General features: G+C 57.5%; 18 protein-coding genes and 1 tRNA gene. 5 read left to right on the forward strand and 14 right to left on the reverse strand.

Going from position 1 to position 14,837, the window contains the following annotated elements; all coding sequences use genetic code 11:
• Positions 1–117: 117 nt before the first annotated feature.
• Positions 118–486, reverse strand: a complete 369-nt coding sequence (locus tag C477_RS01375) for an Hsp20/alpha crystallin family protein (RefSeq protein WP_008892632.1) — start codon at positions 484–486, stop codon at positions 118–120.
• A gap of 158 nt (positions 487–644) precedes the next feature.
• Here C477_RS01375 and C477_RS01380 point away from each other — a divergent pair, with 158 nt between their 5' ends.
• The 3 genes from C477_RS01380 to C477_RS01390 all read left to right on the forward strand — a co-directional run bounded on the left by C477_RS01380 (position 645) and on the right by C477_RS01390 (position 3,305).
• On the forward strand, positions 645–980 hold the full coding sequence (locus C477_RS01380) for a DUF5798 family protein (protein ID WP_008892633.1): 336 nt from the start codon (positions 645–647) through the stop codon (positions 978–980).
• A 111-nt stretch (positions 981–1,091) separates the two neighbouring features.
• Positions 1,092–2,072, forward strand: coding sequence for a PLP-dependent cysteine synthase family protein (locus tag C477_RS01385; protein WP_008892634.1), 981 nt, complete (start codon positions 1,092–1,094; stop codon positions 2,070–2,072).
• Positions 2,073–2,150: 78 nt separating this feature from the next.
• Positions 2,151–3,305, forward strand: coding sequence for a class 1 isoprenoid biosynthesis enzyme (locus C477_RS01390; RefSeq protein ID WP_008892635.1), 1,155 nt, complete (start codon positions 2,151–2,153; stop codon positions 3,303–3,305).
• A gap of 28 nt (positions 3,306–3,333) precedes the next feature.
• Here C477_RS01390 and C477_RS01395 read toward each other — a convergent pair whose 3' ends face one another.
• From C477_RS01395 to C477_RS01410, 4 genes are all read right to left on the reverse strand, one after another.
• Entirely contained in the window at positions 3,334–3,744 is a 411-nt protein-coding gene (locus C477_RS01395) for a CoA-binding protein (RefSeq protein WP_008892636.1), read from the reverse strand.
• 271 nt (positions 3,745–4,015) lie between these two features.
• A complete protein-coding gene (locus C477_RS01400; protein WP_008892637.1) occupies positions 4,016–4,648 on the reverse strand; it encodes an RAD55 family ATPase in 633 nt (210 codons plus the stop codon).
• Between the two features lie 169 nt (positions 4,649–4,817).
• Entirely contained in the window at positions 4,818–5,672 is an 855-nt protein-coding gene (locus C477_RS01405; RefSeq protein WP_008892638.1) for a geranylgeranylglycerol-phosphate geranylgeranyltransferase, read from the reverse strand.
• Between the two features lie 183 nt (positions 5,673–5,855).
• Positions 5,856–6,038: a DUF7511 domain-containing protein gene (locus C477_RS01410; protein ID WP_008892639.1), complete on the reverse strand. Its 183-nt coding sequence runs from the start codon at positions 6,036–6,038 to the stop codon at positions 5,856–5,858.
• A 165-nt stretch (positions 6,039–6,203) separates the two neighbouring features.
• On the opposite strand from C477_RS01410, the gene C477_RS01415 reads away from it, so the two are divergent.
• A tRNA-Arg gene (locus tag C477_RS01415) sits at positions 6,204–6,278 on the forward strand.
• Between the two features lie 669 nt (positions 6,279–6,947).
• Here the strand turns inward: C477_RS01415 and C477_RS01420 are convergent.
• The gene (locus C477_RS01420) at positions 6,948–7,379 is read right to left on the reverse strand and encodes a hypothetical protein (RefSeq protein WP_083870226.1); all 432 of its coding nucleotides are present in this window, start codon (positions 7,377–7,379) and stop codon (positions 6,948–6,950) included.
• Between the two features lie 2 nt (positions 7,380–7,381).
• Entirely contained in the window at positions 7,382–8,200 is an 819-nt protein-coding gene (locus tag C477_RS01425) for a hypothetical protein (RefSeq protein WP_204366219.1), read from the reverse strand.
• A 167-nt stretch (positions 8,201–8,367) separates the two neighbouring features.
• On the opposite strand from C477_RS01425, the gene C477_RS01430 reads away from it, so the two are divergent.
• Entirely contained in the window at positions 8,368–9,270 is a 903-nt protein-coding gene (locus tag C477_RS01430; RefSeq protein WP_008892642.1) for an HFX_2341 family transcriptional regulator domain-containing protein, read from the forward strand.
• A gap of 54 nt (positions 9,271–9,324) precedes the next feature.
• Here C477_RS01430 and C477_RS22745 read toward each other — a convergent pair whose 3' ends face one another.
• The 7 genes from C477_RS22745 to C477_RS01460 form a co-directional block, all read right to left on the reverse strand.
• Positions 9,325–10,545, reverse strand: a complete 1,221-nt coding sequence (locus tag C477_RS22745) for a DNA-methyltransferase (protein ID WP_083870227.1) — start codon at positions 10,543–10,545, stop codon at positions 9,325–9,327.
• A 121-nt stretch (positions 10,546–10,666) separates the two neighbouring features.
• On the reverse strand, positions 10,667–10,966 hold the full coding sequence (locus tag C477_RS01440) for a hypothetical protein (protein WP_152423244.1): 300 nt from the start codon (positions 10,964–10,966) through the stop codon (positions 10,667–10,669).
• 12 nt (positions 10,967–10,978) lie between these two features.
• The gene (locus C477_RS01445; protein ID WP_008892645.1) at positions 10,979–11,188 is read right to left on the reverse strand and encodes a hypothetical protein; all 210 of its coding nucleotides are present in this window, start codon (positions 11,186–11,188) and stop codon (positions 10,979–10,981) included.
• The gene (locus tag C477_RS01450) at positions 11,185–11,430 is read right to left on the reverse strand and encodes a hypothetical protein (protein WP_008892646.1); all 246 of its coding nucleotides are present in this window, start codon (positions 11,428–11,430) and stop codon (positions 11,185–11,187) included. The genes C477_RS01445 and C477_RS01450 overlap by 4 nt, the downstream gene beginning before the upstream one ends.
• Position 11,431: 1 nt before the next feature.
• Positions 11,432–11,680, reverse strand: a complete 249-nt coding sequence (locus C477_RS23340; RefSeq protein ID WP_152423245.1) for a DUF2080 family transposase-associated protein — start codon at positions 11,678–11,680, stop codon at positions 11,432–11,434.
• Between the two features lie 107 nt (positions 11,681–11,787).
• Positions 11,788–13,596, reverse strand: coding sequence for a 5-methylcytosine restriction system specificity protein McrC (locus tag C477_RS01455; protein WP_008892647.1), 1,809 nt, complete (start codon positions 13,594–13,596; stop codon positions 11,788–11,790).
• Between the two features lie 6 nt (positions 13,597–13,602).
• Positions 13,603–14,829, reverse strand: coding sequence for an AAA family ATPase (locus tag C477_RS01460; protein ID WP_049914106.1), 1,227 nt, complete (start codon positions 14,827–14,829; stop codon positions 13,603–13,605).
• Positions 14,830–14,837: the final 8 nt, after the last annotated feature.

Consider the following 14,837-nt stretch of genomic DNA (forward strand, 5'->3'; position numbering starts at 1 on the left):
GGCCGATTTCACGAGGCGGTTCACCGACGGGAGCGGCGATCGGCGGCGACCGCGGGGAGGACGGGCCGACGATCGTGTCTCGAGACGGGTCCCGACCGGCCGTCGGTCGGGTCCGGGTCACCCCTCGAGGGGGATTTCCTTCCCGCGGGTGACGGCGTCGGCGACCGGCAGTTCGACCTCCAGGACGCCGTTGGTGTACTCGGCGGAGATGGCGTCCTCGTCGATGGTCTTGGGGAAGCGGAACCGCCGGTGGCAGGTCTTCTTCCGCCCGCGCTCGTCGTCGACGTGCTCGGCGGCGACGTTGAGGACGCCGTCGTCCCACGAGAGTCCGATCTCGTCGGTCTCGAAGCCTGGCATGTCGATCGTCAGGACGAACTCGTCGTCCTCCTCGTACAGTTCGTAGTCGCTGCCGCCTCGGTCGCCGAACAGTTGGGACGGTACGTCGAGGCCTTGCGTCCAGGTGCTTGGCGTCGGTCGGAGCACCATGGCTGTTCACCTCGAATGCAACAGGAGATTGTTCGCGGTTCGTAAAAAGTTTGTCGTTTCATGTGGTGTGTTACCGTAGATAGAGAGTGCTGACAGAATAGTTCGAACGCGTCCGACGGAGGAAAAGGCCCATTAGTTTCCCGACACCTCGACTAGGTATGGGACTTGGCAGCACCGCAAAGAAGATTCAGAGCCTCTCGGAGCGAGCCGAGGCGATGTACAAGCAGGTTCAGCAACTCCAGAAGCGGATCATCTCGCTGGAAGAGGAGATGGACGAGACACACGACACGGTCAACCGAATGGACCACCAGCTGACCGAACAGCGCGCGCTCCTGCTGGCCATCGCCGACGAACACGACCTCGACGGCGAACAGATCCTCGCCGACGCGGCCATCGACGAGGCCGAACTCGAAGCCGAGGAGAGCGACACCGCTGCGGACGAGACGACCGACGAATCGGCGGACGCCGACGCGAGCGACGCGACGGCCAAATAGGACACTCGGGAACGGTTCCCGGATTCGGGCGAGTCCAGCCCTGAACGGTCGACCGACTGGTGTGGGCGTATAGGGAAAGCCCTACGGCCACGGCTCCCGTTTTTCGAGTCGATGACGAGCCACGAGCAGCCGGTCGACTCGGTGCTGGAGACGATCGGTCGGACGCCGCTGGTCGCCCTGCGGGACGGACCCACGGATGTCGACCTGTACGCGAAACTCGAGACGTTCAACCCCGGGGCCAGCGTCAAGGATCGCATCGGCCGGTACATGCTCGAGGCGATGCTCGAGCGCGGGGACGTCTCCGAGGGCGGAACGATCATCGAACCGACCGCGGGGAACACGGGGATCGGGTTCGCGATCGCCGCCGAACAGCTGGGTCTCGAGGCGATCTTCGTCGTCCCGGAGCGGTTCAGCGTCGAGAAACAGCAGCTGATGGCCGCGCTGGGCGCCGAGATCATCAACACGCCCACGGACGCGGGGATGGGCGGGGCGATCGAGCGCGCCCACGAACTGGCCGCGGAACTCGACGACGCCGTCGTCCCCCAGCAGTTCTCGAACCCGCTCAACGTCGAAGCCCACTACGAGACCACCGGGCCCGAGATCTACGAGGCGCTCGACGGCGAGGTGGGCGCCGTCGTCGTCGGCTGTGGCACCGCGGGGACGCTGATGGGCATCGCGAAGTACGCCCTCGAGCAGGACGAGTCGACCTACGTCGCCGCGGTCGAACCCGAAGGATCGATCTACGGCGAGGCGCTCGGCGACGACCGCGAGGAGGATGAGTACAAGACCGAGGGGATCGGCACCCACGATCTAGCGACTAACGAACTGTTCGACCCCGACCTCGTCGACGCCGTCTACGCGATTTCCGATCGGGACGCCCACGACGAACTCCGGCGGCTGGCCCGCGAGGAGGGCCACCTCGTCGCCTCGAGTGCGGGCGCCGCGAGCGTCGCCGCGAAGCGGGTGGCACGGGCGATTTCGACGGGCGAGGTCGACGCGCCCCACGAGACCGTCGTGACGGTGTTTCCGGACTCGAGCGAGCGCTACCTCTCGAAGGGGATCTACCGGTCGTTCGAGGAGTGGGAGGGCTAACGCCGAACGGCGCCGGAAGACGGGACGAAAACGACAGTCATCAGTACACTGATTATGTCTCCCTCTTAGAAGCGGCATATGTCCCTCCCACCAGCTGCGCTCCCCGACGCGGGCTGTCCGCCCCCGTTCCGGGCGCGCGTCGAGCGGTACACGAATCAGGGAGGGCTCATCGGCGCGTTCACCTACGCGCTGACCGTCCTCGAGACCGACGACGAGACCCTCGCCGCGACGACCGCGTCGATCCCGACGAATCTCTTCGTCACGAGCAGCCTCCACGACGACGCGATCGACGAGTCGGGCGATTGGAACGCGGCCGACCGCAAACGCCGGCTGAACGAACGCATCACTCTGGGCGACCTCGTCTTTACGAACGTCGTCGAGGCTGTGCGGTCGCTCCCCGCGGACGCCGATCTGACCCCCGTCCTCGAAACCGTCCGCCAGATCGGTCGGGGACAACTCGCGGAAGACCACCTCGAGCCGTCGACGGCAACCCTCGAGGACGCGGTCGCCCGCGTCGACGCACGCGGGGCCGTCTGGGGCGATCTCGCGGTCGCGCTGGTCGACGCCGTCGCGGACTACTCCGAGACCCAGTGCGAGATGCTCCGTCGACTGACGAGAAACGGCATGTTCGTCCTCACCGTCGTGGACGACGTCGAGGACCTGCCCGCGGACGTCGCCAACGGCGTCGCGAACGTGCCGCGCGCGCTCTACGACGGCGACCTCTCGACCCGCGAGTCACCGGCCGCCGTCGTCGATGCCTTCCTCGGCTCCGACGCCCCCGATCGTCTCGAAGCGATTCTCGCCGAACGCCGGACCGCACTCGGCGCCGACGCCCGCGCGTTTGCAGCGACGCTCGACCGTCCCGAGACCGACGTGCTGGCGGCCGTCCGTCGGGCGCTGTCGTGGTACTGCGATACGGTCTGTTCGGTGCCGGTCGAGGCGACCGTGCCGCCGGAGCGCCAGCGACGCGTTCGGGCGCAACTGGCCGGCGACGAGGCGTCGACGCGGCGAACGCTTGCGGCGGCCGTCGCCGAACTCCCCCTCGAGACCGGATCGCTGCCGGTCGACCTCGACGCGGTCATCGACACCGTCGTCGAACTCCCCGCAGCTCCGCTCGCGGACGTCCTCAGTATGGTCACGCACGTCGCGACGATCGCCGACGACGTGATGAGCACGTCGCTAGCCGACGCCCTCGACGTTCTCGAGCGACGAGCATCGACACCGCAGTCGTAATCCGTCGCTCGACCGTCGTCGCTAGCCTTCAGGCGGCGAGCCGCCGGTGTTCGACCTTCATACACCGATCCTGGACGACCCGTCGACCGTCGTCTTCGGCTCGGGCCGCGGCCTCGTCGTCGCGGATCCCCTGCTGGGTCCAGACGACCTTCACGTCGTCGCGCTCGAGGGCCGCGGCGACGATCCCGCTGACCTCCTCGCTCGGCCGGAAGATGCAGACGACGTCGATCTCCGCCTCGACCTCGTCGAGCGTGTCGTAGACCTCCCGCTCGAAGATCTCGTCGGCGTACGGGTTGACCGGAATCACGTCGTAGCCGCGCTCGAGCAGGTACTCGGGCACGTCGTGGGCCGCTTTCCCCGGCGTGCTCGAACAGCCCACGACGGCGATCGTCTCGTACTCGAGGATCTCCTTGATCTCCTCTGCGGTATCGACTGGCATGGTAGTCTCGAGTACGCGCTCGGCGCTGAAACGTTTCGGGGTCTCGTACCCCCGTACCTGACTCGAGATGGGATGCTCGCTACACTGCGTCGAACGCCACGAAAGCCCACCCGCGGTGGCACGACCGGCCAGCCGACTCGGGTGAGACTGAAAGAGCCAGAGCTTTCGTGGTGTTCGCGGTCGATGCGGGTGTCCCAACGAGTCCCGAACGCGCGATATCAGCGCTCGGAAAACGAACCGTGAAGCCAGCGGTCGCGAACGAGACTGCTACTTAACTCGAGAGGCCGGCGGTTCGAATCTCGGGTTCCTCGCCGTCGGCCGGCTCCTCGAGTTCGATGACGGCGTCGAACAGCTGTTTGAGCGTGTTCATGGTCTGGTCGTCGTGGGCCGTCGAGTCGATGACGTACAGTCCCATGGCGTCGGCGCTCTGGATCCGGCCCGTGAAGACGTGGAGGAACCGGAACACGGTCTGGAGGTCGGAGTACATCAGCAGCGTCGACACCGAGTGCAACAGCACGCGGTTCTCGGTCAGGCCGTGGCCCTCGTAAAATTCCTGGAGGAACTCCGAGAGTTTAATCCCGATACCGGTCATGTCGACCGGCGAGGAGGCGTACTTGATCCGCGGATCGTCGTCGACGGTACCGATCCCGCGCTGTTTCGTGACGCAGTCGACGACCCCGACGTCCGGATCGACGCCCGCCTCGAGCGAACCGGTGAACGTCTCGAGAACCTTGTCGGCGCTGTCTTTGGTCGTAACGACGATCGAACCGTTACCACGGTTGGCGCCGCTGGCGAGGATGTCGAAGGCGATCTCGCGCTTTCCCGTCAGTGGCGGGCCCGCAATGAGCAGGTTCGTCCCGGGCTCGATATCGGCGTCCGGGAGGACATCTGCGAGGTCATACATGCCAAATACTCACATCCATACAGCCGTAGTGGAATCCGCTGGCTACTCCGGCGTGTGATATGAGAATGCGGTATCCAGCTTATATTACTTTTGATTGTACGGGCACAACTATTGCTTATTCCCCACGGTTGTGGGTCGACAACCGCCGGCGCTGCCACCGCGAACGGTCTCAGAACACGGTGGGCATCGCCGCCGCCCGCCCCACGATAAACGCCAGCGCGGCGAGAAACATCCCATATTTGAGATGTCCCTGTCCCGCCGTCGGATCCGAGAAACTCTCGTAGGCCGCATAACACATCACGGCGACGGCCGGACCAACCACGACCAGGTACGCGACCCCGAAGTCCTCGAGGAGGACGTACGGGAGCGGGCTCGCCGCGGCGCCGATCGCGAGCAGCCCCGTCGCGACGTACAGCGCGCGGCGCTCCCCGATGGCGATCGGGAGCGTGTTGAGTCCCTCTTCGCGGTCACCCTCGACATCCTCGACGTCCTTGATGATCTCCCGCGTCAGCGTCGTGATCGCCGAGAGCAGGAAGAGGACGGCCGCGGGCGCCATGTCGCCCACCGCGGCGGCCCCGAAGAGGAACGAACTCCCGACAAGGTAGGCGACCAGTGCGTTCCCGACTCCTGGCAGCCCCTTGAAGACCTCCGTGTACGCCACCAGCGCGACGAGGTTGATCCCCGCGATGGCCAGCGCCGCCGGCGGGAGCGTCACCGCGAGCACGACGGCCGCGCCGAAGCAGACGAGACTGAACGCGAGCGCGCCGCGCGGACTCACCGCTCCCCGGGGAATCGGCCTGTCGGGCTGGTTGATCCGGTCGATCTCCCGATCGAAGTAGTCGTTGATCGCGTTACCGGCGCCGACCGCGAGCGCCGTGGCGGCGACCGCCGTCGCGACCCGAACCGGCTGGTCGACGACCCCGCCCGCGACGAACGCGCCGATGAAGGGCAAGACGCTCGCCGCGATCACGTTCACCGGCCGCGTCAACTCGAGGAGACCGCGGCCCGTCTCGCCTGCTGTCATAGGATGGACTGTTCAATACTGGTGGATAAACGGTGCGATCCGCCGCGGCGAGACGGCAGGGAGCAAACGGCGGCCTCGAGTCCCCCGCTGTGGCTGGCGACTACGGTACTCGCTGGCGAGAGCGCGGGTTGGTGGCGGTACGAGACGCGGTGCAAAGTCGCCTCGAGGGGCTGGTGCGGAGCGTTACTGCCACTCCTCGAGATCGCACAGCGTGTCGACGTCGACCGAGAGCCACTTGGTCACGCGCTCGTCACCGGTGGCGTCGGCCGGGACGGCCGTCCAGACGTCCTCGTCGTCGGTGAGCAACTCGAGCGGCATCGCTGCGGCCTGCTCGTCGTCGGGGATGGGGGTCTCGTTTACCGTCATAGCACATTCGATCGTTGACTACCCATAACAAAGACCCCCTGAGCCAATTTTCACCGACTGAGAAGTGGGGGTAAAGGTCGTGGCCTCAAGGTGCGTGTGGTGGTGGCTATCGAAAGCGTCCCAAATCGAGTGACTTATACGGCACCGCCGGAAATTCAGTGGTGAGGGCGCTTAGCTCAGTCTGGACAGAGTACTTGGCTTCGGACCAAGCTGTCGCGGGTTCAAATCCTGCAGCGCCCATATCACTTTCTTGAACTGTCGAAATCCAACCGACGGCGACGACCTTCTGCCCGTGATTTATCAGGTAGCGGCGGCCACCCGCTGAGCGTTCGTTCCGTTTCGGCACGATCCACATCCGACAGACGGCATCGACTTTTTATATATGTCGTGCCGCGCGGTCGCGTGATTTCATTTCGTTGCGTCATGGCACGGCTATGAGTGGGTTCCGCCACGGCTCGGGGACCGGCCCTGTCCGGCGATTCCGTACATCCAAACCCACCACCTACAAGCATAATGGTACGGACTAGCACACTCACCGACAATAGAATAATATACTGTGATCAACACGCCGTGTTAACGGCGATTCAAACGGTGAGGCACCGGTCCAAAACTCCCTGTATCTGATACTGGTTTTTGCGGCCGCTTTAAGTACTGATGCATGGATGCCGCGCGCACCACTCTCCGACCTGCCAGACACACAACCAGTTATTCCAGTTCCTGATGCCGCGCGCCACAGTTTGCTTGTAGTTGGCTCGCCGACCCACCGCACGATGTCACTACTACTCCATCCCCGAATGAGTGATGGATCACATCGTTCTGCTGTGAGGCGAGATGAGGGTGAAGATAGAACTGTGAGCGCGGCAGAGGGGTTGGTTCGCTACCCCTCGTAATCGATGTTATCCTACGGACTCAGCGAAGGTGGGACTCCCCGACCCGATCCAACCGCATACTCGGGTACGGCCGATACGGGACATCATCATCTTCCAACTGCTCGAGAGGAATTTCCTCTTCACGCTGATCCCAATCAGGCATATACTCGTTGAGTTCCTCACGGAGGACAACGATGATGACATCGTCTCTTGCCGGGCAGGCTGGATTCTGATCGGATAGCGTCCCTCCATCGACCTCCCATTGGTTCGCAACCTTCTGCGGGAGATTGACCACAACCCTGTCTTCCGGATCGGCCGGTTCTTCGTCGTGAACGATATCCCCGTACATGAGTTCGTCCTCGTCGTACACCGCGCCTCTTGGTGTCGCCCGGTCTCGTTCGGGATTCGTCCATACATCCTCTTCCTCTGCTTCTTCTGGCGGGGTCTGGCCACCGCCTCCTTTTCGTGGCATTGTTAGTCACCTGCAATCTGATCGAAGAACTGTCTGAGTTCGGTCTGCGAATCGTTTACCGCCTGTAGCCGCTTCTCGACACTGCTGTCCAGCAGGTCTCGGCTGAACTCGTCTCCGACCTTCGTCTCTTTGAGGAGGGCGCTCTTCCCGGAGAAGGCGCATACCTCGGAGGGCATATACTCGAGGTGTGTCGGTCCGATCCGGCCGTTGATGTAGACCTCGGCACCGAGAACGTCAATGACACGGTTCACGTCCTTGGCGAGTTCGTACTTTGACCGGTAGCCAGTAGCATCAAACCCAACTGGTCCACCCATAAGTTTGACGAGCGGCCGATTGCGTTCCAGGTGCCATGACTTCCAGCCGAGTATCGTAGGTCGAAGCTCAAAGTCAGCGTTGACCTCCTCGAACCGGTGGAAGAGGTACTTCTGAGCTTCAACAGAACGCATGATCTGCTTCCGGTTCTGCCGGGGCGTCATCACCTCGTAGGTCCATCGATCCCCGAGGAAGGCGATATCAACGTGCTCCTCAAGCTCCATGAGCCGGTCGAACACGTCGTCCGGATCTCTTCCGAGGAGCTTGTCGCCGTCTTCCCATTCCGTCAGAATGAGGGTCTGGTCTGGACCGACAAGGTCGTCGACGGGATTGTTGAGCAACCAGTTCGAGTCGCTGTACTTGACCTGGAGGGCTGGAACGCGTTTGTGCGCTCGAAACAGGTCGCGCTCGTTCTGGTTATAGGGATCGATCTTTACCACAATCTCGGTATCGGAGAATTTATCCTGCATTTCGTCTTGCTTGAGTGCAGTTTCTTGTTCTGGTGGCACTCATATACACGTATAATCTCTGTTGACATAATCATGTTGGATTGTTTTTCTACAAGCTGCCCGAAATTTATTCTTGCACCAATATAGTCGGTGTCAGATGATGAATTAATCACATGAAACCAGACTAGAGCGAAGGAGTTTACAAGAACCTCTCGTGAGTGAGAAGTATGAGTGACCAAGTTCATTTCATCCCTGTCGGATTTGATTTTGAACGGCTGATATATCCGATATCGAAGGGGGGGTTGGACGCAGATCGTGTTGTTCTGATTATTAACGAGGAAGACGCGGACAGCGGTTCTATGGATACAGCAGCGCAGCTTGCGGCTAATATGTCGGAGCGGCTGGAGAACTCGTTTGATCTAATCGATATTGAGGTTCAGAAGCAACCCATCGGGGTTGAGGAGCTGTACGACTATGAAACGCTCTATGCGATGGCTCACAGGTTGTTCGTGGACGAACTCAAGGCGGGCAATGAGGTGTTCGTCAATATTTCATCGATGCCTCGTACGACGGCTTTTGCCTTTGCAACGGCGGCAGATTCGCTGATTGCTGAGGATCGGGAGGAGTTGGACGATATCCGTGACCGACTTCATACGTATTATGTGGCGCCCGAGGATTACCTTGTTCTCGAGATGATTGAGACGCTTGAGGACGAGGCAGAGTTCCTTGACGATTTGAAGGAGTATGAGGATCTTCGAGTCCACAGTCGGTACGAGGAGGTCAATAATCTCATAGAGCGGGTCTATGACAGCGGTGTTACGGAGGGTGCCCGAGATCTTGACGGGCAAATGTACGTGGAGTTCCCGTCTTCTCCTGGGAGCGATGTCAAGGACTTTGAAGCGACCATTCTGAATTTCCTGATTGATCGGGGTACGATTCAGTCCACCTCTGAGCTTGCGGAGCAATTGGCGGAGGAAACAGGGGAGGAATACGATGAGTCGTTCCGGAGCCGGGTACAGTATAATGTTGGGAAGCTCGAGGGGAAAGGGTACGTCAATCGTGAGAAGATGGGGAACCGGCTGGAGACCTCACTGTCGACGATGGGCCGCATGTGGGCGAAAACTCATTGAATATGAGAAAGTTGGATGTCAAGACTGCCGTAACATAGACTGATGAAGTGTTGCTTAGGATTCCCCTTCAACGAATTGATCGAGTGTACTCTCGTCCATAGCATCTGCGCTGGATTCTTCTGATTCAGCTGTTGACGGGTCTGGAAGCGCGTTATGATCCTTCAGATCACCCCAGTTTTCCGGGTCTGACCAGTACTCGAGACGTTGCGAGATGATTTCGTTGACAAATCGCTCCCGCTTCTCAATCAACACGTAGTCAAAGCTCTCAACCTCGCAGGCGCAGCCAGTTGTCCCACTGCCCGCGAACGGGTCCAATACAGTACCTTCTGGTGGCGTCACCAACCGGACGAGATATCGCATCAGGTTGATCGGCTTCAATGTCGCAATATCGTTCTCGTCGTCAAGTCCGGCATTGCGTTCACTCGTTGCAGCCTTCGCGGAATAGAAGAACCGGGAAGCGCCACCCGAGTCGCCATATGTATCCGATGTAATTGACCGCTTGTATTCGCCGTAGCAATTCTTCGCAGGATTGCTCGTCGCTTCATGTTCTGGTTTCAGAATACCACTGGACAGTTCCCCAGTCTGCCTGTCCAGCTGCGTAGCAGCTATCGGGTCAAGGATTACGTTCGCAGGCCATCGACCGTTCGATGAGCCACCTCGAGGACCAGGTTTAGCTGCTATGTTTGTAGAGCCATTTTCCGTATAACGTTTCTCTGCAGTACGTTCTCCGTTTCGACTTTCTCCCTTGCCACCTCCGATACGGCACGCACCGATATTCAGACCGCCGACACCGTGTCTCTTAACATTTTCTTGATAGGTACCTTCACGCGGTTTCTGTGCGACGACCACCGGTTCATGCGCCGGTTTCAACGTTGTACTCCATCCCCCCCATTCGTCATTGAACCGTGAGAAATTGTATCCTTTCGGAAAGCCGTTACCATACATCCATGCGATCATATCTCGAATTTCGAAGCCGGTGTTCTGTAGGCCGCAAACCATCCGATGATACGTGCGCGTCCCGCTGAACGCTAACAGGAACCCGCCGGGTTTCAATACGCGGAGAACAGCTTCGCCCCATTCCTCACAGAATTCCTGGTACTCCTTGGGTTCAAAATCGTCCCATTCCTTCCCCATGAAGGCCAGACCATACGGCGGATCAGTCACAACTGTCTCGACCGAGTTCCGATCAAGGTTCTGCAGTTCCTCAATACAATCCCCGTGTATTACTGTACCATTTCCGATTGATTTCCCCTCCGTGTCTTGGTTCTCATCCATTTCCGGCCGAACATAGCGGCCATGTATTCAAATCACATCAGAGTTCCGTCACTAATTCGGTGAAAATAGGCGGCTATGGCGATTAATTACGATTGTGTAGTTTCGCCGTATTCGTGGTGTCCTAGTCGGTTGATTGCATCTGTTGCATGTGACGGACGATCTTTGCTACTTGATGCTCGGTCAAGATGACCTCATTGTACTGATCCTCACCGTCATCGATCTGTTTGATATTTGCGTAGTCCTCATCCAGTTCAACGACCGTACGCCGTTCGACCGTAGTGCCGAACATAGTCTCCACATCTTGGACCCATTCAAACTCCATGCTGTTTTCACTCATCGTACCTCCTTCCTCCGCCGCTGGACGATCCAGCTGCAACTGTCGCACCACGGCCTGATGTCCTCCTCTGTGAATTCCGTCCATGTAGTCATCACCTTATGTGCGGTCTTCCCGTCGCCGCAGTTCTGTCCCGATGGTATCTTGGGCGTGGTCCAGTTCGATTCGAGCATCGTTGAACTCCTGAAGTGCCAAGTCCAGCTCGCCACGCCCCGCGTGGAATATCACGTCTTCCATCTCTTTGATGATCCGATGCGCTCTGTGTTTCACCTTCCACTGCAACTGATCAATGTCTTCTATGTCGCTCACAGCATCCCACCTCTGATGTGTTTTACCGGCTCAGTATCGAATGTCTGCACTGCGTTACACTTCTCAATCTGCTGTTTCACGTTCAGGTGCTTCTCGGGGCGTACCGCTAGTTCCACGACTGGGTGTCCGTCTTCTGTACGGAACTCATGGTCTTCGATTCCGTCTATCTTGATTAGTAGATCTGTTAATTCGTCCTGCTGTCGATCGTCGTAGTTAATAAGGATTCGACTAGATTCAGCCATTCTACCCACCGTTCTCCTGAGATTCTTGAAGAAGTTCTACGCGGAACGTTTCTCCGCGGAATCGTTTTGGAACCAAGATGTGGGCGCTGTTGCCGCATTCCTTGGCTTCCCGTGTTTCATGCCACACCTCATTTCCGTCTACCAGTTCTGTCTGGAACTGTTTGCCGCGGAAGCGTTTCGGCACCCGGATGTGAGCGCTGTTCCCGCATCGGTCTGCGTCCCGGGTCTCCACCCACTGCTCCGTCGCCATGAGTACATACTATGTAATAACATTTAAATAAATGGTCCAGCCACTAATACCTTCGAACTTTCGAAGAAACGTCTCCAAATTTCGGGACTGACTTCCGACCTCCTATTTCAGTAGGGCGGATCATCGCGATCCCCCTCCCAGTCAAGAGGGAAACAGTCAATGGTTTCAAAATCTGCCACATCTCCTGAATCACCTACGCTTACGAAATGAAGACGCAGTGATTCTCCTTCCCACTGATTTTCCTCTTCACCATCTTCGTCCGCAGCTTCATCTGGTGTATCCATGAATACCGGGATGCACTGGTCATACTCTTCATGATCCGCAAGTGCTCTTTTCAGCGCACGAGAGAGATTAAATCGGATCTGCTTAGAGAGATTCCGCCTAACACGGACCTCATCTGATTCCGAAATTGCACCCTCAAAAATACTCCGTGAAAGAGACACTAGATCTTCCAATTCAAATTCCTCTCGAGTAAGCACTTCTTCCACAGAAATTTCCTCTATATCTGGATAACACACAGTTTGATCACGGAAGTCCGCAATAAGCTGTGACTCATCAACCTCGTCCTCAAGCACTGACAGTAGATATGAGCGAATGGCGTCTCGATAACTTTCAGTCGTGAAGTTTCGATTGCTCCCGATAATCGCCACTTCACCCTCTCGGTACCGAAGATCACGGTGACCATTCCCTTCTGGGCAAAGAAACCCAAGCCAATCTACGTCAAGCAGATATGCATAACTAAATATCTGCTCCCGGTCCGGCCGAATCATACTCGGATCACGGGTTTCCGGGTAGTACTTGCTATCTAACACAGCAACCGGCTCATCCCCCTTGTAGAGCACATGATCCGGCTGATGCCACGCCTGATTTGTATCTACATACGGCCGCAGCTGTGGCTCCCCCTCAACCCGTGCATCGTCAAACCCATCATACAGCGGATTCGATTCGAGTTTGCTTAGTTCCTCATCAAGGACAATCTGCGAGAACTCCTCAAACAGATTCGCCATATTAAACAGATAGTCCATTGTCAATTCTTCATCCCCTGATTCAAGCGACTGACCAGTCGTCGAGGAGAGAATCATCTTCGACACCTCAATCGCCCGCTTATAGTATCCACGATGGCGCGGTAGCTGTCCACTTGTCACCTGCTGATAGGTTGACAGATTGTACCCATCTCCATTGATTCCCATCGATTCAAGCTCATGGACAGCATCGTTGAGGTCAGAGAAGATTCGGAAGTATTCCTCGTGGTTATGCCGGCGGGCACTCTTCTGAAATAGCTGGAGGAGACTCTTTCCGGCGCAGTGGATCAAGGCGTTGATCGGCGTATTATAATCGACTACCTTCTGAACGTAGTGTTGTTTTGGAATACCTGTCTCAAGGTTCAATAGGCTACGTTCAACATCAATTCGGCCTCGAGCATCAACGGCATCAGTTCGCTGTGTCTCAAACTGGCGGATGAACCCATGTCGGTGAAGTGGATCTAAGCTATTCAGAAAGTTGACTGCAATTACGATAAAAACATCCTCTATCTGAACATCTTCTGAGAGAAAATCCCGGATCGGAATCCCCTGATAGTCAAGCGAACGATTGTAGCGACTGACCGTCAAAAACATATCCAAGATCTCACTCCACCCGATTCTTGGCCTGATTTGAAGTCGGGAAGTCGGAGTAAGATCGACAATACCTACAATATCCTCAGCCGAGATCGTGAGTTCGTCGCCATCAAGCCGTGCCTCTACAACTTTGTATTCGCTCTCTCCGTCCCATGACCGCCGTCGTTTGACGAAGACGTTGGTCTCTACTTGCTCGAAGGCTGCCTGCTTAAGCTGCTCTTCGATGCCCTGCGGACACTGTATGACACGCTCTTCGCGCTCCGTGATGGAAACCTCGGTCGGGAGCTGGGCTGTACTCATCGCGGATTAGTTCTGCATTCCCATACGCTGTTGTTGCGCACGCTTCTCGCTCTTTGCTAGTTCAATTGCTGGCGATAAGTCGAACTCGTCGTACATTTCGTCAAGTTCTGTATAGTGATTGACGAGCTCATCCATCTGCGAATACGTGGCTGAATTCAACAGGCGAGGGAGAATGTAGGTGCGGAACGCCTCTCCAACGGCTCGATCACCCTCATCGTGATACACTCCGTCTGGTGACGTGGTCGACTCAAGGAAGACAGCAACGTCCCGGTAGTGCATCGGTCCGAACTCCATGATACCACTATCATCTGCATCTTTCCCTGAGTTGAGTCGGCGATAGTCTTCTTGGAAGAGATCTTTCAGCGCCCCGCCGTTGATAACTGTATTAGCGAGTTGGTCGCTGGTCCAACGAGAGAATAAGTTGTCAAGGCTACCATCGTCATAATCGCTGACCTTGATCATCGCGAACCGACGTGTGATAGCGTTGTCAAGCTGATTTACTGTACGGTCAGACATATTCATCGTACAGATGATATTTACGTCGGGAATGAGTTCAATAGTCTCGTCATCGTCAGTCCGGAAAATGGTCTGATGAGGGTTTTCGATTGCCGTATAGAGCTGGCCAAAGATTTGCGAAATATCTGCTCGAGTAAGTTCGTCGATGATCACTGCGTACTTTTCGCCGTACTCTCGGGCTCGCACAACAGCTTTTGAGACACAACCGAGTTCCTTCTGATAGCTGACAGAGTCTTTCGAATAGTCCGGGGCAACACGTCCAACAATATCTTGACTAGTCCACGAGGGAGAGGCAGTATCTAGTGTATACCCTACACAGGTCTCTAGGGCTAATTGTTTCGCGAACGTCGTTTTCCCGGTACCAGTTGGGCCGTAAAGTACCACTGGTTTTCCGGCGTCAAGAGCACCTAGCGCTGACTTTTTAACCGACTCTGGAACGAGTACATCAAGATCAGTAGTGTAGTCGCCGCGCGTTGCAACCCGTTTCTTCAAATCGAAAGATGCGTGGTCAGAACCAAGGATGGCTTGACGGACTTCCCCTAACCCCTGTTTCCCTTCATGATGGACATCAATAGAAAGATCGTCTACGAGGTAGTTCAGAACTTCCGGCCCTGCGGCTTTCTCGATGACCCGCTGGGCAAATTCGGCGTCGTCCTTAATCGTATCAGTTAGTCCTTCAACACGGTCAAGAGAATACTCCTGCTCCGAGGAACTCATTACTCCGA

Source organism: Haloterrigena salina JCM 13891, assembly GCF_000337495.1.
Classification (GTDB): Archaea; Halobacteriota; Halobacteria; order Halobacteriales; family Natrialbaceae; genus Haloterrigena; species Haloterrigena salina.

Bases quoted from the DNA above. Each gene is read 5' to 3' on its own strand.
- C477_RS01375 (WP_008892632.1), bottom strand. From the start codon at position 486: ATGGTGCTCCGACCGACGCCAAGCACCTGGACGCAAGGCCTCGACGTA.
- C477_RS01380 (WP_008892633.1), top strand. From the start codon at position 645: ATGGGACTTGGCAGCACCGCAAAGAAGATTCAGAGCCTCTCGGAGCGA.
- C477_RS01385 (WP_008892634.1), top strand. From the start codon at position 1,092: ATGACGAGCCACGAGCAGCCGGTCGACTCGGTGCTGGAGACGATCGGT.
- C477_RS01390 (WP_008892635.1), top strand. From the start codon at position 2,151: ATGTCCCTCCCACCAGCTGCGCTCCCCGACGCGGGCTGTCCGCCCCCG.
- C477_RS01395 (WP_008892636.1), bottom strand. From the start codon at position 3,744: ATGCCAGTCGATACCGCAGAGGAGATCAAGGAGATCCTCGAGTACGAG.
- C477_RS01400 (WP_008892637.1), bottom strand. From the start codon at position 4,648: ATGTATGACCTCGCAGATGTCCTCCCGGACGCCGATATCGAGCCCGGG.
- C477_RS01405 (WP_008892638.1), bottom strand. From the start codon at position 5,672: ATGACAGCAGGCGAGACGGGCCGCGGTCTCCTCGAGTTGACGCGGCCG.
- C477_RS01410 (WP_008892639.1), bottom strand. From the start codon at position 6,038: ATGACGGTAAACGAGACCCCCATCCCCGACGACGAGCAGGCCGCAGCG.
- C477_RS01420 (WP_083870226.1), bottom strand. From the start codon at position 7,379: ATGCCACGAAAAGGAGGCGGTGGCCAGACCCCGCCAGAAGAAGCAGAG.
- C477_RS01430 (WP_008892642.1), top strand. From the start codon at position 8,368: ATGAGTGACCAAGTTCATTTCATCCCTGTCGGATTTGATTTTGAACGG.
- C477_RS22745 (WP_083870227.1), bottom strand. From the start codon at position 10,545: ATGGATGAGAACCAAGACACGGAGGGGAAATCAATCGGAAATGGTACA.
- C477_RS01440 (WP_152423244.1), bottom strand. From the start codon at position 10,966: ATGGACGGAATTCACAGAGGAGGACATCAGGCCGTGGTGCGACAGTTG.
- C477_RS01450 (WP_008892646.1), bottom strand. From the start codon at position 11,430: ATGGCTGAATCTAGTCGAATCCTTATTAACTACGACGATCGACAGCAG.
- C477_RS23340 (WP_152423245.1), bottom strand. From the start codon at position 11,680: ATGGCGACGGAGCAGTGGGTGGAGACCCGGGACGCAGACCGATGCGGG.
- C477_RS01455 (WP_008892647.1), bottom strand. From the start codon at position 13,596: ATGAGTACAGCCCAGCTCCCGACCGAGGTTTCCATCACGGAGCGCGAA.
- C477_RS01460 (WP_049914106.1), bottom strand. From the start codon at position 14,829: ATGAGTTCCTCGGAGCAGGAGTATTCTCTTGACCGTGTTGAAGGACTA.